The organism is Octadecabacter ascidiaceicola, assembly GCF_900185015.1.
GTDB lineage: Bacteria > Pseudomonadota > Alphaproteobacteria > Rhodobacterales > Rhodobacteraceae > Octadecabacter > Octadecabacter ascidiaceicola.
Genome location: NZ_FXYD01000004.1, coordinates 440,438 through 458,489, shown reverse-complemented (window position 1 = coordinate 458,489; position 18,052 = coordinate 440,438). Strand labels below are relative to the sequence as shown.

The following is an 18,052-nucleotide window of genomic DNA, read 5'->3' as shown; positions in this document are numbered from 1 at the left end:
GAGAACTCATAAAACAACGCCGCTTGCGCTTTCTGCTTCGCTCCCATCATCGCTAAATTCCCCGTTGTAATAGGGAAATTGAATCAGCCGATGGCCTTCAAATCAAGAAGACTTTTTCAACAGAATTGGAGCAATTCGACGACTTTTCAATCGAAGATCCTAAGTTTGGACTGGCCCACCTAGTGGTAGAGGAAAATGTAATTATGATGCTCTCACGCACCTACTCCTTACTCGCATTTGTGCTGATTTTTGGCTTCGTTTTGCTTGCCCAGATGGGAGTTCATTTCGTTGCGAACGACGCGCTAGTTGTGCTGTTGCCGGGCGACGGATGCGGCCAGGTGCTGGATTTTCGACTTCAAACTCTAGTCAAGTCATGCTTGTGGGGAGCTTATATAGCCGCATCTTTGGTGGCATTTTCTTTTGCTACGGTAATGACTTATGGTCGAGGCACAATTTTGTTCGTCTTAGCTACCTTCGCAAGCATCTCTGCATTCTTGGTCGGAGGGATCACAAACCTTCGATACACTGAACACCTGAATTCATGCGACATATTCTTTATGGGGCGAGATGCCCCAAATTTGAATTTTGGAGCTGTAGGCTTTTTGATATTACTTGTCGTTTTAGCTCTCCACAAAGCCCCATCACAAAAGAGTATCTAAATCGCACTAGTCGTTGCGGCGAAACGGTAACTTGGCCCGTAAAGCGGTCGTCTCCGCTAGCCGGCGTTTTGACGTTCGATATACGTCCGCATTTCTTCGGCTTCTTGGCGGGCGTCGCGCAAGCCATCCATTGCAGCGCGCAGTTCAGCCTCGGTTTGGGACAGTTGGTTGGAGATCTCGGCTTCGCGTTGCTGAAGGTATGTGATTGCCTGATCGCGGGTTTCTTCGGCCTCGTGCAAGGATTGCGCCATACGGTCTAGTTCACCGACTTCGGACTTGGAGATGCGGGTGAAGCGGTTGATCAACCAGCTGGCGAACCAGCCCAAACAGAAAGCCACAAACAGGATAATCGCGGTGGCGACGATGAATTCGGTTCTGTTCATTCTGCTGGTTCCTCTTGGGTAGCGTCTTCTGCCGCTTGTGCGGCTTCTTCTTCAATTTGCTCGAGTGCAGTCGGTTCTTCGGTACTTTCAGGCACGATGAGAGAGAACTCAATCCGGCGGTTTGCCTCGCGGCCTTCTGCCGTTTCATTGTCAGCGATCGGGTCAGCTTCGCCGTAACCGACAGAGCGGAAGCTGGCCACAGGAACGCGGCGCACGCGCAGGCCATCCAGCACGGCGTCAGCGCGTTGTTGGCTTAGACGTTGGTTGCCGTCTTCAGACCCTTGGCTGTCGGTGTAGCCTGCAATTTCAATCCGGAGATCCGAGCAGCGCTGCAAGATTTCGGCGATGTCATCGAGGATGCCCGCCCCTTCGCCAGCAATCGTCGCAGAACTGGGTTCAAACGTGATTTTGCGGGATTCGGTGACGGCCATGATACTTGCCAAACATTCTTCTTCAGTTGGCATAGATGCAATCGGATCAAGCGCCTCGACATAGGTTACAGCAACTTCAAATTCTTCTGTTTCGCCCAGCTTTTCAATGAGCAGACGGGTAATTTCGCCGCCCGCGTCCGGAATACCGCTGTTACCACGCACCACAACATTCCCCGGCTCGACTGTGACGGAGCCGTTGGACAATTTGGACAAGGCTTCGATGCCGGCCAAGACGCGCACGGACCAGCTGCCCGGCAATCCGTCAACAACACGTGTTGCCATTGAGATGTCGGCCGAGCCGAACTTGGCGCTTGCGAAGTTTTCGGCGGTGGAGTTCAGCAAATCACTGGAAACACGACCACGCAGCTGCACGAGCCCTTCGGGGCTGAGTGTTGCGATGAATTGGGGTGGGCCTTCTTCGCCGTTTGTCGGCGGGACGGGCAAAATTGCCTCAAGTGCGAAAACTTCAGGCAAAGAATTTTCAAGTTCGCCTGCGATCCGATCAAAATTGCCCTGAACTGCACCGGCTTTCGCGACCAATGTTACATCTGCATCCGAGATCGTGACGGTACCGCCACCCAATTCTTCGAGTGCGGACATAGACATCGTAACGGCGTCTGCCCAACGCGTTGTCGGTGTCCCGAGGGCAACGGTGCATCCGACACGTCCTTCAACACCGATCGTTTGTGCTGTAGCCACGATGAGGCGTTCTGCGGCGGGCGTATCTGCGACGCAGCTATCAAAACGCGCGCCGTTCTCGTCGATGATGAAGCGGGTCACAAACGGTGAGACCACAGGGCGCGGAGCTGAGATATTAAGCGTGATTAGCAATCCATCTGGGCTGGAGCGGCGCAAGCTGGTTTCCAATTGGGCCTTCTGTTCAGGTGAATCCGAAATTGCCTCAACGGAAACGCGGCCAGCGCGGACAGAAATTTTTGAGCGCGGCAATTGGCGCAGGGCGCGAAGCCCGAACTCAACCGCTGGCTCCCAGCCCAACGGAACATCGTAGTCTGCTGTTTCTAAGAAGTCCGCAAAACTACTGCCTTCACCGGCCATACCCGTAAGAGTTTCAGTCAACTCATCCCGATCCGAGGATGTGGGAATCAGACCGATAATGGAAATGCCGCTATCGTTGCGCAGAATTTCCATCGAAAATTCCGGGGCCTGAATGCCCGCGCTATCTGTAATGGTCATGTTGTCGATAACGCGGCTGGCATCGACCATGCTTCCGGCTGTTGAAATCGCGCGGAAACGCATCGCTTCAGAGGGGGCTTCGCCTTCTAGAATGACCTGCAACCCGTCCCCGAGCACCGAAGCGAACCGGTGGCCGTTTTCTTCCAGAGCGAGATCAACCGCCTGAACAGAGCGGGTTTCAACCGTCGCAACGACAACACGCGCAGCGAGCGCGCAAACGATCGCAGCAAGGCAAAACACGCCGAGACGGATAAAAAGAGCAGACAGGCGCATTTCGGCGTCCTTTAGAGGTTATTTACCTGTGCTTAGGCGGTTGTGGCGCGAGGTTCAATCAAAGGAACAACGCAACGGCGAAAAACGGCAAAGGAATGAGGCCCGCGTCCCGATTAGAACGGAATAATTTCAGAAGCATAGCGCTGTCATCCGCATCAAAGCTGCGTTGTTGCCATGCAAGGTGCCACCCCATCGCCCACGGACCACCTAAGGCAACCACAAGCGCCAGGATATTGGTGCCGATCCCAGCAAGAACTACAGCCAACCCAAGCAGACAAACCGTGGCGACCATAAAGTAGCGCAGCCAAATCGGGGTTGCGTCCCCAAACAGGCGGGCCGTCGATTTTACGCCGATGAGCGCGTCGTCCTCAGAATCTTGGTGTGCGTAGATCGTGTCGTAAAACAGCGTCCACGCGATGCCAGCCGCGTAAAGCGCGATGGCGGGCCACCCGAGGGAGCCAGTATGAGCCGTCCATGCCAACAGTGCGCCCCAGTTGAAGGCAAGGCCGAGAAACACCTGCGGCCACCACGTGAAGCGTTTTGCAAAGGGATAGATCGCGACAGGAACCAATGCGGCGATGCCCAAAAGGATGGCGTTGGTGTTAAAGGTCAGCAAGATCAGCAGCGAAATGAAGGATTGCAGCGCCATCCAAACCAGCGCCTTGCGCACACCCACTTGTCCAGACGGGATCGGGCGGTTTGCGGTGCGTTCGACTTTGCCGTCAATGTCACGGTCCGTTATGTCATTCCACGTACAGCCCGCGCCGCGCATCAAAAATGCACCCATCGCGCAGCCGATTGCGATCCAGAGGTCAAACAGGCTGGCGCGGCCGGTGTGCAGCATCGCCAACAGCAATCCCCACCAACAGGGCAACAACAAAAGCCATGTTCCGATGGGGCGATCCGCCCGTGAAAGGCGCAAAAAAGGACGGGTGCGGGCGGGCGCATAGGTGTCTACCCAGTTGCCTGTCACAGCATCAGCAATTTCAACCTCTGGCGTCCGATCTTTCTCGGTCATATGTTCACCTCTATGGCACGCATTCGATTACACGTAGACCACCCTTTGAGCCCTTCTGAAAGGGTCGCACTGTCGCGGGAGCAAGCGCATTACCTTTTCGGGGTTATGCGGTTGGATGTCGGCGCGGATGTGTTGCTTTTTAACGGGCAACACGGCGAATGGCACGCACGTGTTATTGCAGCCACCAAAAAGGGTGGTGTGCTGGAATGTGTAGAACAAACCAAGCCGCTGCAAATGCCCCCTGACGTCTGGCTGGTGTTTGCGCCCATCAAAAAGGACCGCACGTCCTTTATTGTCGAAAAAGCGGCTGAGCTTGGGGCGGCGAAGATTGTTCCCATGCAAACCGAATACACCCAGTCCGCCAATCGCATTCGGCAGGACAAACTTCAGGCGCATGCCCTAGAAGCCGCCGAGCAATGTGGCGGGACCTATGTGCCCGAGGTGGCTGAGCTGCAAAAGTTTGCCAAGTTGCTGGACAATTGGGACCCCGCACGCCGCATCCTGTTTTGTGATGAGGCGATGGTCGGGCAAGCTTTGGATTTACCAACAGATACAGGCCCGTGGGCGATATTCATTGGTCCCGAAGGTGGGTTTTCTGACAAAGAACGTGATCGGTTGCGCGGTTTGGGCCATGCCCATGCCATCAGCCTTGGGCCACGCATTTTGCGTGCTGACACAGCAGCGGTTGCCGCATTGACGTTATGGCAGCAGGCCTTGGGGGATTGGACATGATCCGCCCCGAAGTCCGCGCGGGGCTATGGCGGTGGCGCGAGGTTATTGCGGCATTGGCGTTAGCTGCCGTTGGTCTGTGGTGGGGCTTTGCGTCCTTTGGGATAGTGCAATGGCTTGGCTGGGCATTGGCGGCTTTGGGCGTTGGCCTTGCAATTGCGGCAGGGCAAAAGGTGCGGTTCCGTCCGCATAGTGACGGTGCAGGTGTCGTAACGCTGGACGAACGCCGCGTGACTTACCTTGGCCCGCTTGATGGGGGTGTCGCGGACCTCGATCTGATGGTGCAGCTTGATATCACCCCTGCCCCCGCTTGGCGGATTATTAACCGTGACGGCAAACATTTGGACATTCCAACGGATGCCTTGGGCGTTGAGGCGTTATTTGACGTATTTGCTGCCCTTCCCGGCATTAAAACTGAGTATATGTTGTCGCTTCTGAACGCCCCTCGTAGCGCGCAAATGACCATTTGGATGGCGCCGGATCACAAACCTTACACGCTCGTGCATTGACACGACGGCGATGAACAGCCACGTCTTAAATCCACACATGCAAACGGAGCGCCTTTCATGTCCATTCCTCAGTCCGGCGGCGGTCCTATTGAACGCCATGAACAACTCGCTGAATTTCTAGCCAAAGGGTGCCGCCCAAAGGCCGATTGGCGCATTGGCACCGAGCATGAGAAGTTTGGCTATTGCAAAGACACCCATAAACCGCTGCCGTTTCATGGCGAGCGTTCTATTGAAGCTGTTTTGTCTGGCCTACGCGACCGGTACGGCTGGGCGCCTGTCACCGAAGGCGGTTTCCTGATCGGGTTGGAAAAGGACGGCGCTAACGTGTCGTTGGAGCCGGGTGGTGCGTTGGAACTGTCTGGTGCCCCTGTTGAGACGATCCACCAGACCTGTGACGAAGTGAACAGCCATTTGGCGGAAGTGAAGTCCATTGCTGATGAAATCGGCGTTGGCTTTATCGGCCTTGGGGCCGCGCCGGAATGGTCGCACGATGAAATGCCGCTGATGCCAAAGGGCCGTTACAAGCTGATGGACGCCTATATGGATAAGGTCGGCACGTCGGGCAAAATGATGATGCGGCGGACCTGCACCGTGCAGGTGAACCTCGATTTCTCATCCGAGCCGGACATGGTTCAAAAGATGCGCGTGGCCCTTGCGTTGCAGCCTGTGGCAACGGCGTTGTTTGCGAATTCGCCGTTCTTTGATGGCAAAGTGAATGATCACAAAAGCTGGCGGGCGCGGATTTGGCGTCATCTGGATGATGCGCGCACAGGCATGTTGCCGTTCGTGTTTGAAGACGGCTTCGGATTTGAACGTTACGTTGAATATATGCTCGATGTGCCGATGTATTTTGTCTACCGCGATGGCCAATATATTGATGCCCTTGGTCAGTCGTTCCGCGATTTCCTGAAAGGGCGTTTGCCTGCGCTGCCTGGTGAAACACCGACGCTGTCGGATTGGGCAGACCACCTGACAACGGCCTTCCCCGAAGCACGCTTAAAACAATTCATCGAGATGCGCGGCGCTGATGGTGGCCCTTGGCGTCGCCTATGTGCGTTGCCTGCGTTCTGGGTCGGATTGACGTATGATCAGACAGCTTTGGATGCCGCTTGGGACCTGTGCAAGGACTGGGACGAAGAAACCCGCAACGCATGGCGCGTTGAGGCGTCGATCCACGGGTTGCAGGCCAAGGTGAACGGCCAATCCATGCATGACATCGCACGTGAATGCGTGAAGATCGCTGAAGTTGGCCTGAAAAACCGCGCCATGCCGGGTGCGGGTGGCATGGTGCCCGATGAAACCCATTTCCTGAACGCGCTGAAAGAATCCATCGAGACAGGCAAAACACCTGCGGATGAATTGCTGGATGACTACAACGGCGCGTGGAACGGCGATCTAAGCAAAATCTACGATGGGTATAGCTACTAGAGCGGCTTTAGCTAGATTTCTGACCGATTTTACTCTCTTCACCTGCAAAAAGCCTGCGGATGTTTCCGGCGTGGCGCCAGAAAATCAGTGCCGTCAGGAACGAGCACAGGATGAAGATGCTAGGCACGCCCAGCACGATTGCCCAGACCATTGTTGAGACTGCTGCTACCAGTGCGGCGAGTGAGGAATAGCGGAATGCGGCGGCCGTCGCGAGCCATGTTAGGCAGGCCGCGATGCCAACGGGCCATGCGAGGGCGTATAGCAGGCCAAGGAAGGTGGCGACGCCTTTGCCGCCTCGAAACTTCAGCCAAACGGGGAAACAGTGCCCGAGCATGACGAAAAACGCGGCCACTTGTGCGGCGTCGAATGCGGCGAATTTACGGGCGAGCAAGACGACGAACGCACCTTTGCCCGCGTCCAGTAACAACGTAAGGATCGCGGCTTTTTTGGAGCCAGTGCGCAAGACGTTCGTAGCGCCGATGTTGCCCGAGCCGATGTCGCGCAGATTGCCAAGCCCCATGACCCGCGCGAGGATCAGGCCAAATGGGATTGAGCCGATGATGTAGGCGATTGCAGCCCAAAGCAGCAATGTTGACCCTGAGCTAACGAGTTCAAGCATTGGCCAAGCTTTCTGTTTTGTTGATGCCACCGACGTAGGTCGCGATCACTTTGCCTTGCAATATGGCCTCGTCAAAGGGGGTGTTTTTGGACTTCGAGAGCAACTTGGAACGGTCGAGCTTCCAACTTACATCGGGATCAAACAGAACCAGATCAGCAGGTGCACCAACGGAAAGGCGACCGCACGTTAGGCCGAGGCGGTTGGCGGGGTTCAGCGCGAGGGCGCGGAACAAGTGCGGCAAATCCATGTGACCCGCGTGGACCAGACGCAGCGCCGCGGACAGCAGGGTTTCGAGCGCCACGGCGCCGGATGCGGCTTCTTCAAACGGCAAGCGTTTGGATTCTTCGTCTTGGGGCGTGTGCATCGAGCTGATGATGTCGATCAGGCCGGAGGCCACGGCCTCGACAACCGCCAAACGGTCATCCTCGGAGCGCAGGGGCGGTTTGAGTTTAAAGAACGTGCGGTAATCGGCGACGTCCATTTCGTTCAGCGTGAGGTGGTGAATGCCGACACCTGCGGTGATGTTCAGCCCGTTCGCCTTGGCGCGTTCCAGTGCAGGCAATGCGCGGGCGGTGGTGATTTGATCGACGTGATAGGCGGCGCCCGTCATTTCGAGCAGGGCAATGTCGCGATCCAGCCCCATGCGTTCCGCCATTGGTGAAACACCAGACAGCCCGCGCAAGGTTGCGAACTTTCCAGAGGTCACAGAGCCGCCAGCAGACAAGCCCGGTTCTTGGACATGGCCGATAACCAACGCGCCAAGAGAATGGGCATAGGTCAGCACGCGGCTGAAGACTTTGGTGTTGGTGACAACGCGGTCGCAATCGGTGAAGGCCGCAGCGCCTGCGTCCATCAAAAAACCGATCTCGGTCATTTCCTTGCCATCGCGCCCTTTTGTCAGGGCGGCCATTGGCAGGACGTTCACCGCCGCATCAATGCTGGCGCGACGTTCGACAAATTCCAGCGTTTCAGGGGTGTCAATCGCGGGGCTGGTATCGGGGCGGGTGACGATGGTGGTGATCCCGCCTGCCACCGCTGCACGGCCCGCAGAAGCAAAACTTTCTTTGTGGCGTTCACCCGGTTCAGAGACCTTCACGCCAATGTCGACGATACCGGGAGCGAGGCATTTGCCGCCGCAGTCGATGACCTCATCCGGTTTTCCGGTGTTTTCGGCGATCAGCCCGTCGACCACCATCAGCGACCCAATCGCGTCGGTACCAGTTTCCGGATCAATCAGGCGGGCGTTTTCAAAAAGGATGCGCATGGTGGTCTTTCAATGAAAAATAACGCGCGCGGTCAAGTGGTGCGTGCAGGCGCCTGTTGGATTGCAGTGACAACCGCATCGCGGTCTGCCTGATATTTGATGAGGTGTTTATCGCCATTGGCAGTTACGATTTGGACGGCTGACAGGAAGGGACGAACGATTGAGATGTCGCGCAAGGCGATGTCACGATCGCCGGGGCCCAGAAGGCGTTGGTCGGTCAAATCCCAGCGCACCTTGAGATCATCGGTCGCAAGATAAAGCGCGCGGATCATGATCGCGGCCAAACCACCAACACCACCCGTCCAGACGTGCGGATTGCCGATGAGCCAAAGCACAACCATGCCCAACACCATCGCAATAGCGGCCAGCCACGCCATTTCGCGCCAATAAGTCATCCGATCCCCGCGACACGACGCCAAAACGGTCTCACCGTCCCGCAGTTTCGCTGTTGGGGTAAGGGACATCATCATCTTGCGACCCAGATCATCAGAGCAACCAGCAGAAACATAACCAACAAGGCTAGCGTTGCGATACGCCCCGACATCGCGGCATCTGACGGTTTCTTTTTCATTGGGGTATCCCCGACCACCCCTTTAGCGCTTTCGCGTGGCAATTGTTCGAACTGAACGGGTGCGGAAGCTTCTTTGAACGTTGCGATATGACGCAGGGGGCGTTTCGGTGACAGTTCCTGTTCGAAGCCGCCAAACGCCGAGCTAACGACCATCAACACAGTACCAGTGACTTGATCCAACAGCTCTGCGTAAGGGGCGACGTCTTCTTCAGCGACACCATTCCCGAGTATTAGGTACCCTTTGAAGCCAATTTCTTCAAGCGAAGCAACGTCGAACACTTCGATGAAATCACTATCCAAATACCGCGCACCCAATGCGTCCATCACTGGCCACACTGCGTCATCTTCGAGCGGTTGATCTATAAAGGCGGGGGTTTCTTCAGCCGGCATTTCTATGCTGTAGAGGCGTATTAGCCCGCGTTCGGTTGCGGAGACTGTATTAGACACAATCGTACTCATTGCGCAGCTACCAGCGCGCCGTCGATCAATTGTTTCAAAGCGGCCCGATCTTTCGCGTAATACAGTTTGGCCTTTTGACCATCCGGCCCATACTCGAGACGTACAGCGTTGGCAGATACTTTGACCGAAGAAATGTCGTCCAGCGCGACCTCTTCATCCCCTTGGAGAATGACCCGCTTATTCGTGATCCAAGCCGCGTATTTGCCCAAGTTGAACCGTTCCTGCGTCAGTAGAAGGCAGGTCAAGAACATCGGAGCAACCCCCCATACCGAGTCGGGAAACAACATGAGGATAACGGCGGTTGGAATGATGGTAATCGCCAACATCAAAAGCGCAGTGCGCTTGAACGCCCCAAGGTTCGGGACATGCTGGTGAAGCACTTCTTCCCCAGCGACCAGTTGCGGCGCTGCCCTCACACCATCACCCCAGCGGCCTTTGCGCCTCGTTTTGCACGCAGGTTTTGCGCCAGAAGGTCCATGGCGGCCATGCGCACGGCGACACCCATTTCGACCTGTTCTTGGATCACACTGCGGTTGATGTCGTCGGCAATGGTGCCGTCAATTTCAACGCCGCGGTTCATCGGGCCCGGGTGCATGACGATGGCGTCGTCTTTGGCATGGCTTAGCTTTTCGGCGTCCAACCCGTAACGGTGGAAGTATTCGCGCTCGGACGGGATGAACCCGCCGTCCATGCGTTCTTTCTGGAGGCGCAGCATCATCACGACGTCGACGTCCTTCAGGCCTTCTCGCATGTCGTGGAACACTTCGACGCCGAACTCTTCGACGCCGGATGGCAGTAAAGTTGGGGGGCCAACCAAACGCACGCGGTTTTCCATTTTACCAAGCAACATGATGTTGGAACGTGCCACACGGCTATGCGCCACGTCGCCACAAATCGCGATGGATAGGCGGTGCAAGCGCCCCTTTGCACGGCGGATCGTCAGCGCATCAAGCAAGGCCTGCGTTGGGTGTTCATGGCGGCCATCGCCCGCGTTCAACACCGCGCAGTTCACTTTCTGTGCCAACAAATCAACAGCGCCGGAATTCGGGTGACGCACCACAAGCAAATCGGGGCGCATGGCATTCAGGGTCAGCGCGGTATCAATCAGGGTTTCGCCCTTTTTGATGCTGGACGCCTGCATCGCCATGTTCATCACATCCGCGCCAAGACGCTTGCCTGCAATCTCGAAACTCGCCTGTGTTCGGGTCGAATTTTCGAAGAACATGTTGATCTGGGTCATCCCCTCGAGCACGTTTCGGTGGGCCCGACCCTTGCGGTTATCTTCGGCGTATTGGTCCGCCAAGTCTAGCAAAGTCGTGATTTCCGTTGGGTGGAGGTGCTCTATGCCAAGCAGGTGCGGCGCGCGAAATGTCATGGGACCTCCGAATTGACTGCGCTGCTTATATGGGGGGTCGCGGGCGGCGGCAAGATCAGCGCGTGATCTCATGCAATGCGCAGGCTAAGATGGCGCATGGAATCAGGGATCGAATATTGGACTGCGAAGGCACTGCTTGATTGGCAGGTCGAGATGGGCGTGGATGAGGCGATTGGCGATGAACCGATTGACCGCTACGCGCTTGAAGTTTCCAAGCCTAAGCCGAAAGCCGCGGCATTGCCTGAAACAGCCCCACCTTTGCCGCCCGCGGCACCTGATATTGACTATGGTGCGCTTGCTCGCGAAAGCGCGAATGCAGCACAGGACCTTGCAGGGTTGAAAGCGGCGATGGCCGCGTTTGAAGGCTGTGCGTTGAAAGATGCGGCGCGCAATCTGGTGTTTTCAGGTGGTGAAGCAGGTGCGTCCGTGATGATCATTTCGGATGCGCCGGATCGCGAAGATGACCGCGCCGGCGAGATGTTCGCAGGGCGTGCAGGTATTCTTTTGGACAAAATGCTTGCCGCCATCGGGCTTGGCCGCAGTGGCGATGCGCCTGTTTATATGGCCCCAGTGATCCCATGGAACCCGCCGCAAAACCGCGACCCGAATGCGACTGAACTGGCGATGATGCTGCCGTTCCTTGAACGCCATATCGCGCTGGCTACGCCAAAAATCCTGATCTTGATGGGGAATGGGCCGTGTCATGCGCTGATCAAGAAAAGCGGCATGACGCGATTGCGCGGTGGTTGGACCGAGGCCGCAGGGCTGGCTGCTATTCCGATGTTCGCGCCTGCGTATTTGCTCACCAACCCAGCGGCGAAACGCGATGCGTGGGCGGACCTGCTCTCCCTCAAAGCCCGCATGAAAGACCTGACATGAGCCTAGATAAAACCCGTTCGTTTATCCCTGTCCGCATCGCGATTTTAAGCGTGAGCGACACGCGCGGCATCGAGGATGATCGATCAGGGCAAACGCTAGTCGACCGGCTGGAAAAGGCAGGGCACATCCTCGCAGATCGTAAAATCCTGCGTGATGAGCGGGCGGAAATCGCGGATCAGTTGCGCAGCTGGTGTGCTGATCCAGACATTGACGTGATCCTAAGCACGGGTGGCACTGGTCTTACGGGGCGCGATGTGACCGTTGAAGCGCACCGCGATGTTTATGAAAAAGAGATCGACGCGTTTGGGACCGTGTTCACGATTGTCTCTATGCAAAAGATCGGGACGAGTGCCGTTCAAAGCCGTGCGACGGGTGGTGTGGCGAATGGCACATATCTGTTTGCCCTGCCGGGTAGCACGGGTGCGTGCAAGGATGCGTGGGACGAAATTCTCGTTAAACAGCTCGATTATCGGCACAACCCCTGCAATTTCGTCGAAATACTTCCAAGATTAGACGAACATCAGCGACGGAAATAACAATCGCGTGCGTATAACCCACGCGTGACGCCATTCGGCTTGGTCCTTGGGCGACATGCGCTACGTTGTTATTGACCCGCTAAATAAGGCCTAAGACATGCAATTCCTAAGACGTAGCCTTGTTGGTATCTTTCTATTTGCACTTACGCTGGCGCTGTTTGCGTGGGCAGGTAACACGGTGCGCCTTGCAGTGAACGAACGCATGAACGCAGAGCCCCGCAGTTTTCCGCAGCGCGAGCGCGTGTTGTCGGTGAATGTGGTGACGGTAACGCCAAAAACGATTGCGCCTGAATTGGTCGTGTTCGGAGAACTGAGCAGCGCAAACACGTTTGCCTTGCGGGCGCTATCAAGTGGCACTGTGCTAGAGGTTTCTCCGAACTTTGCAGATGGCGGACGGGTTCTTGAAGGTGAGCTGATCGTCAAGATTGACCCGCGCGATGCGCAATCCGCACGGGACCGCATCGCAGCGGACTTGCGCGATGCTGAAGCAGAGCTTCGAGACGCGGATCGCGCATTGACCCTAGAGCAAGACGAAGTTGCCGCTGCCGAACAACAGGCTGTTTTGCGCCAACAAGCGCTGACACGTCAGAATGATCTAGCCGCACGCGGAGTTGGTACGGCCGCCGCGATTGAAACGGCGGAACTGGCTTTGTCAGGTGCGAACCAAGCCGTCCTGTCACGTCGCCAAGTTCTGGCGCAAGCGCAAGCACGGCTGGATCAGGCAGCGACACGGTTAGACCGTGCGCGTTTGAACTTAGAAGATGCGGATCGTGTGGTCGCAGATACTGAAGTATTCGCACCGTTTTCAGGAACTTTGTCCGATGTGAGCATCACCCAAGGCGTGCGTGTTACGTCAAACGAGCATCTTGGGGATCTCGTCGAGAATGACAAACTTGAGGTGTCATTCCGCCTATCCACTGCTCAGTATGCGCGGCTGACTGGGGCCGATGGCAGACTTGGAAACGCTGACGTGATCATTTCACTTGATGCGCAAGACCTGCGTTTGGAAGCAGCAGGTCAAATCACCCGCGAAAGCGCGAATGTTGGTGACGGCCAGACCGGACGATTGCTGTTTGCCCGTCTCGATTCAACTGCTGGCCTGCGCGCGGGTGATTTTGTAACCGTCACTGTGACCGAGCCCGACTTGCGCGGCGTTGCGATGGTGCCATCTACCGCGATTGGATCAAACAGTAGCGCGCTTTTGCTGGCCGAGGGAAACCGCCTTGAGGAAATTCCCGTCGAAGTCCTTCGCCGACAAGGGGATGATGTCATTATTCGTGCGCCATCGCTTTATGGCCAACAGGTTGTCGTGGAGCGCTCGCCGCTGTTGGGTGCAGGTATTGCAGTGCTGCCGATTGACCCGAATGCGGAAGCGGAGGCACCAGAACCCACTGAAATGATTACGCTTGATCCAGAACGCCGCGCACGCCTCATTGAGTTTGTCGAAGGTTCACGCATGCCGCCACCAGCGAAAACGCGCACCCTTGGACAGCTAGAACAAGACGAGGTGCCCGCCGACGTGGTGAACCGCCTTGAAGAGCGGATGGGAACGTAACCCTTGATCCGCGGCATCCTTTCTTACATGACCCGCCACCGCACCGCCGCGAACTTGCTAATGGTGATCGTGTTGGCAGCTGGTTTTGCCGCCTACCCCAAAATGCGTGCGCAGTTCTTTCCTGATGTTATTGTCGACAACGTCACTGTCTCGGTTCAGTGGTCCGGTGCGGGGGCCGAAGATGTTGACGACGCGATAGTTCAAGTCCTGCAACCTGCACTGCTTGGCGTGGAAGGCGTAACAAATACGTTTTCGAGATCCTCCGAGGGGTCCGCGCGAATTTCGATGGAATTCTCGCCCGGTTGGGACATGGCCAAAGCAACTGAGGACGTGCAGCTGGCTGTTGATGCAACGTCAAACCTGCCTGACGATGCCGAGGACCCTAACGTGCGGCGCGGACAGTGGTCAGACCGTGTGACAGATGTTGTCATCACAGGTCCCGTCGCGCCTGAACAACTGGGCCGTTTTGCGGATGAATTTAGCGTGCGTTTGTTTGCGCGAGGCGTGACCCGAACCACCATTCGTGGGGTTGCGGCCCCATCGACTATCATCGAAGTGCCGTCGCTTGCGTTGATCCAACACGATATTTCGATGGCTGACATTTCTGCGGCGATTGCCGAGGAAGTGAACGCTGACCCCGCGGGCGATGTCACCAGTTCGGCGCGTGTGCGAACAGGCGTTGAGAAACGCACCGCCGACGAAATTGAAACGATTGTTTTGCGCACGGATGAAACCGGTGCGACGTTGTTGATTGGCGATATCGCGAAGGTGTTTGTTGAAGGCGTTGACCGTGAGCGCGCGTATTTTGTTGGCGACAATCCCGCCATAACGATCCGCGTTGATCGTGCTGCGACTGGCGACGCCATTCAGGTACAAGAAACTGTTGAAGAAGTCGCCGAGGCCTATGCGGCGACCTTGCCCGCTGGGTCCGAGATTGAGCTGATCCGCGCGCGTGCCGAACTGATCACGGGGCGTCTGAATATCCTCTATGCAAATGCGCTGATGGGGCTTGGGTTGGTGGTCACGTTGCTTTTCTTGTTCCTGAACGCCCGCACGGCGTTTTGGGTCGCAGCGGGTATTCCTGTGGCGATGTGTGGCGCGATTGCGCTGATGTATGCCTCGGGGCTGACGATCAATATGATCTCGCTATTCGCGCTGATCATCACGCTTGGTATTGTCGTTGATGACGCAATTGTTGTGGGGGAGCACGCGGATTATCGGTATCGAAAACTTGGTGAAAGCGCGGCTGATGCGGCTGAAAATGCCGCCAAGAAAATGTTCAGCCCTGTGTTTTCCGCGACCCTGACGACGATCATCGCGTTCTTTGGTTTGATCATCATTGGCGGGCGATTTGGGGATTTGATCGCAGATATTCCTTTTACTGTGATCGTCGTTCTGATTGCGTCCCTGATCGAGTGCTTCTTCATTCTGCCGCACCATATGTACAAGGCGCTGTCCCGTGCTGGCGGGAAAAAATGGTATGACGCGCCATCGCGTTTTGTGAACCGTGGGTTTGACTGGTTCAAAGAACACGCGTTCCGCCCGTTCATGGCTGGTGTGATTTGGGCGCGCTATCCAGTCATGGCGTTCGCTATTGTATTGCTGTCCGTGCAGGCTGCATCGTTTATTCGCGGTGATGTTCAGTGGCGGTTCTTCAACTCGCCGGAGCAAGGCAGCGTTACGGCGAATTTTGCCATGCTCCCCGGTGCGACCCGCGAAGATACGCTGGAGATGATGGCGTCCCTGCAGGAGATCACACAGGCCGTTGGTGCGGAATATGAGGCGGAGTATGGTGCCAATCCGCTGGACTATGTGATCGCGGAAATTGGCGGCAATTCTGGGCGTGGTATCGCGGGGACTGAGAACAAAGACGCCGATCAGCTGGGCGCTATCGCGATTGAGTTGATCGACGCGGACAGTCGTCCGTACTCCAGCTTTGCTTTCATCACAGAGCTTCAGGAGCGCGTGGTTCGCCACCCTATGCTAGAGACAGTTTCCTTCCGTCGCTTCGGGAGCGGACCGGGAGGGGATGACATCGATATTCAGCTTTTTGGTGCGTCCTCTGAAATTCTGAAAGCGGCGGCCGAAGCCCTGAAGACGGAATTGGCGCAGTTTGGTGAAGTTTCAGCAGTTGAAGATTCTCTAGCCTATGACAAGGAAGAATTGATCTTGGAGCTGACCCCGCAAGGCCAAGCGCTTGGGTTTACCATCGACGGGCTTGGGCGCGTGTTACGCAACCGTTTGGGGGGCATTGAGGCGGCGACGTATCCAGATGGGCCGCGTTCCGCGACGATCCGTGTTGAACTGCCTGAAGGTGAGCTTACCGCGGATTTCCTTGATCGTACGCAAATGCGGGCAACGTCGGGCGCTTATGTTCCGCTGGCCGATATTGTGACCGTGCAATCGCGAACTGGCTTTTCAACTGTGAACCGTGAGAATGGCGTGCAACTGATTTCGGTCACGGGCGATTTGACCGATGATGACGCGGATCGCGCAGCGGAAATTCAAAGGCTGATCCAAGAGGACATCCTGCCGAGGGTCAAAGCGTCTTATGGGGTATCCACGTCCCTGTCGGGGTTGAGCGAGCAAGAGGACGAATTCCTCAATGATGCGCGTACAGGTTTGATTTTCTGCCTGACGGGCATCTTCCTAACGCTTGCATGGATTTTCCAAAGCTGGACCCGCCCGCTTGTCGTTATGGCGATCATTCCGTTTGGTCTGATCGGGACAATCTACGGCCACGCTGTATGGGATGTTCCGTTGTCGATGTTCACGGTTGTGGGGCTGCTTGGAATGACGGGTATCATCATCAACGATTCAATCGTGCTGGTGAAAACTATCGATGAGTACGCCGAAACACGCGGGATTATTCCCGCAATTATTGATGGTGTCAGCGACCGTTTGCGCCCCGTGCTGCTGACGACCCTCACCACGGTTCTGGGCCTCGCCCCGTTGTTATATGAGGGGTCTAGCCAAGCGGAGTTCCTGAAACCAACCGTCATCACCCTCGTTTATGGGTTGGGTTTTGGCATGGTGTTGGTGTTGTTCATTGTGCCGTCACTGATGGCGATGCAGAGCGATGTTGCAGTTCAGGTTCGATCAGCCAAACGTGGGCTAACAAGCTCATCCCGTGGCATTTCAACGCCAACGCGCATCGCGGCGTTTGGGGCTGCTGCCCTTTTCGGCATGATCGTTGCGCCGGTGATGCTGACAGAGTCGAAATGGGCGCTGTTGCCGTTTCAGATCGCGGGCGTTGGTTTGGCAATCGGGGTGTTCTTGATTGCGACATTGCTTTGGCTGCTGGCGATCTATGTCGTCGTGGAGTTCAGAATGGCGCGGTTGCGTAGAGCGGCCTAACCCGCGTCACACCCTTGAATATCGACAGAGTGCCCGTCCGCCATGACTGTGATACGCACTTCAGAGCGGTTCAACGCAAAGCCGCCACCGTTCACGTGGATCATATCAGACCGCGCGAACAAAGCGTCACCTTCGCGCCACGTTTCTGGCTGGGATACCCAAACTTGCTGATCGCCCGCTTCGATTACTACATCCTCGCTTGCACCCATGGCGGCCATTGCGACCCGTGTCGTCACCTGTAATCCGTCGTCAATTGGGGTGATTGAACAGGTTACTGCGCCTACCCCCGCCTCTTGTGCGGTTTGGGGGCGGTCCAGCAAGGCTGCAACAATCATCGGATCGCGTGCGCCGTTCGTTGGCAGTAGAGCATCAAAGTCCAACATGAGGGGTACGCAGATTTCATCACAGATGCCGATTTGTACTTGTCCGCGCATTTGCACAGGGGCGCTTTGGTTGGTGACGTTCAATTCAAGGGGTATCACAACGACTTCGCTGTATCCGATAGAACGCATGCCGCCTTGGTGAAACACTTCTGGGACAGGCCAGTGCATCGACACGCCATCAAAGTTTCTGGAGCCCTGCCAAGCAAAACGCGGTGGAATTCCGCCATCACCGGGAGCGCGCCAATAGGTTTTCCAACCGGGCGCGAGACGCACCTGAAGGCCCGCCATATGCGTACCGTTGTTCGTGCGCCAACCTTCGAGAATTTCCAGTTCAACAACGCCATCTGTTGGCCCCGCAAGAGCGGGAGCCGCCATGCAAAGCGCGAGAACAGAGGAGAGAATCTTTGATGTCATATGCCTTAGTCCGCCA

General features: G+C 56.3%; 18 protein-coding genes. 8 read left to right on the top strand and 10 right to left on the bottom strand.

The genetic code is table 11. The features are described 5' to 3' along the window. The first annotated feature begins 203 nt into the window (after nt 1-203). On the top strand, nt 204-659 hold the full coding sequence (locus tag OCA8868_RS14100; protein ID WP_143849641.1) for a hypothetical protein: 456 nt from the start codon (nt 204-206) through the stop codon (nt 657-659). A gap of 56 nt (nt 660-715) precedes the next feature. On the opposite strand, the gene OCA8868_RS14095 is transcribed toward OCA8868_RS14100, so the two are convergent. Genes OCA8868_RS14095 through ubiA form a run of 3 tightly spaced genes read right to left on the bottom strand, consistent with a single transcriptional unit; the run spans nt 716 to nt 3,958 of the window. Continuing rightward, nucleotides 716-1,042 (bottom strand): hypothetical protein, encoded by a 327-nt coding sequence (locus OCA8868_RS14095; protein ID WP_093997197.1) that lies wholly within the window; start codon nt 1,040-1,042, stop codon nt 716-718. After that, nucleotides 1,039-2,940 (bottom strand): OmpA family protein, encoded by a 1,902-nt coding sequence (locus OCA8868_RS14090; RefSeq protein WP_093997196.1) that lies wholly within the window; start codon nt 2,938-2,940, stop codon nt 1,039-1,041. The genes OCA8868_RS14095 and OCA8868_RS14090 overlap by 4 nt, the downstream gene beginning before the upstream one ends. 58 nt (nt 2,941-2,998) lie before the next feature. Continuing rightward, nucleotides 2,999-3,958, bottom strand: a complete 960-nt coding sequence (gene ubiA, locus OCA8868_RS14085; protein WP_093997195.1) for a 4-hydroxybenzoate octaprenyltransferase — start codon at nt 3,956-3,958, stop codon at nt 2,999-3,001. Nucleotides 3,959-3,970: 12 nt separating this feature from the next. Here ubiA and OCA8868_RS14080 point away from each other — a divergent pair, with 12 nt between their 5' ends. From OCA8868_RS14080 to OCA8868_RS14070, 3 genes are read left to right on the top strand one after another with little or no spacing between them, the layout of a single operon-like run. Further along, nucleotides 3,971-4,690 carry a 16S rRNA (uracil(1498)-N(3))-methyltransferase gene (locus tag OCA8868_RS14080; protein WP_370738002.1) on the top strand — a complete coding sequence of 240 codons (720 nt, stop codon included), beginning with the start codon at nt 3,971-3,973 and terminating at the stop codon, nt 4,688-4,690. Beyond that, complete coding sequence (locus OCA8868_RS14075) at nt 4,687-5,196, top strand: hypothetical protein (protein WP_245848277.1); 510 nt, start codon at nt 4,687-4,689, stop codon at nt 5,194-5,196. Before OCA8868_RS14080 ends, OCA8868_RS14075 begins: the two co-directional genes overlap by 4 nt. Nucleotides 5,197-5,253: 57 nt before the next feature. Next, nucleotides 5,254-6,624 carry a glutamate--cysteine ligase gene (locus tag OCA8868_RS14070; protein ID WP_093997192.1) on the top strand — a complete coding sequence of 457 codons (1,371 nt, stop codon included), beginning with the start codon at nt 5,254-5,256 and terminating at the stop codon, nt 6,622-6,624. Between the two features lie 7 nt (nt 6,625-6,631). On the opposite strand, the gene plsY is transcribed toward OCA8868_RS14070, so the two are convergent. Genes plsY through OCA8868_RS14040 form a run of 6 tightly spaced genes read right to left on the bottom strand, consistent with a single transcriptional unit; the run spans nt 6,632 to nt 10,912 of the window. After that, nucleotides 6,632-7,243 (bottom strand): glycerol-3-phosphate 1-O-acyltransferase PlsY, encoded by a 612-nt coding sequence (plsY, locus tag OCA8868_RS14065; protein WP_093997191.1) that lies wholly within the window; start codon nt 7,241-7,243, stop codon nt 6,632-6,634. Further along, on the bottom strand, nt 7,236-8,507 hold the full coding sequence (gene pyrC, locus OCA8868_RS14060) for a dihydroorotase (protein WP_093997190.1): 1,272 nt from the start codon (nt 8,505-8,507) through the stop codon (nt 7,236-7,238). Before pyrC ends, plsY begins: the two co-directional genes overlap by 8 nt. A gap of 32 nt (nt 8,508-8,539) precedes the next feature. After that, nucleotides 8,540-8,977 (bottom strand): hypothetical protein, encoded by a 438-nt coding sequence (locus OCA8868_RS14055; protein WP_245848276.1) that lies wholly within the window; start codon nt 8,975-8,977, stop codon nt 8,540-8,542. Beyond that, nucleotides 8,974-9,525, bottom strand: a complete 552-nt coding sequence (locus OCA8868_RS14050; protein ID WP_143849639.1) for a hypothetical protein — start codon at nt 9,523-9,525, stop codon at nt 8,974-8,976. Before OCA8868_RS14050 ends, OCA8868_RS14055 begins: the two co-directional genes overlap by 4 nt. An 8-nt stretch (nt 9,526-9,533) precedes the next feature. Further along, nucleotides 9,534-9,953: a hypothetical protein gene (locus tag OCA8868_RS14045; RefSeq protein ID WP_093997187.1), complete on the bottom strand. Its 420-nt coding sequence runs from the start codon at nt 9,951-9,953 to the stop codon at nt 9,534-9,536. Further along, nucleotides 9,950-10,912 carry an aspartate carbamoyltransferase catalytic subunit gene (locus OCA8868_RS14040; protein WP_093997186.1) on the bottom strand — a complete coding sequence of 321 codons (963 nt, stop codon included), beginning with the start codon at nt 10,910-10,912 and terminating at the stop codon, nt 9,950-9,952. The genes OCA8868_RS14045 and OCA8868_RS14040 overlap by 4 nt, the downstream gene beginning before the upstream one ends. Before the next feature lie 96 nt (nt 10,913-11,008). On the opposite strand from OCA8868_RS14040, the gene OCA8868_RS14035 reads away from it, so the two are divergent. The 4 genes from OCA8868_RS14035 (at nt 11,009) to OCA8868_RS14020 (ending at nt 17,239) form a co-directional block, all read left to right on the top strand. Then, nucleotides 11,009-11,791 (top strand): uracil-DNA glycosylase, encoded by a 783-nt coding sequence (locus OCA8868_RS14035; protein WP_093997185.1) that lies wholly within the window; start codon nt 11,009-11,011, stop codon nt 11,789-11,791. Further along, nucleotides 11,788-12,327 carry a molybdenum cofactor biosynthesis protein B gene (gene moaB / locus OCA8868_RS14030; RefSeq protein ID WP_093997184.1) on the top strand — a complete coding sequence of 180 codons (540 nt, stop codon included), beginning with the start codon at nt 11,788-11,790 and terminating at the stop codon, nt 12,325-12,327. The genes OCA8868_RS14035 and moaB overlap by 4 nt, the downstream gene beginning before the upstream one ends. A 97-nt stretch (nt 12,328-12,424) precedes the next feature. Further along, a complete protein-coding gene (locus tag OCA8868_RS14025) occupies nt 12,425-13,882 on the top strand; it encodes an efflux RND transporter periplasmic adaptor subunit (protein WP_093997183.1) in 1,458 nt (485 codons plus the stop codon). A gap of 27 nt (nt 13,883-13,909) precedes the next feature. After that, nucleotides 13,910-17,239 carry an efflux RND transporter permease subunit gene (locus tag OCA8868_RS14020; RefSeq protein ID WP_179214863.1) on the top strand — a complete coding sequence of 1,110 codons (3,330 nt, stop codon included), beginning with the start codon at nt 13,910-13,912 and terminating at the stop codon, nt 17,237-17,239. Here OCA8868_RS14020 and OCA8868_RS14015 read toward each other — a convergent pair. Further along, on the bottom strand, nt 17,236-18,036 hold the full coding sequence (locus OCA8868_RS14015; protein WP_093997181.1) for a protein-disulfide reductase DsbD domain-containing protein: 801 nt from the start codon (nt 18,034-18,036) through the stop codon (nt 17,236-17,238). The two genes, OCA8868_RS14020 and OCA8868_RS14015, sit on opposite strands and share 4 nt — an antisense overlap. Nucleotides 18,037-18,052 lie beyond the last annotated feature (16 nt).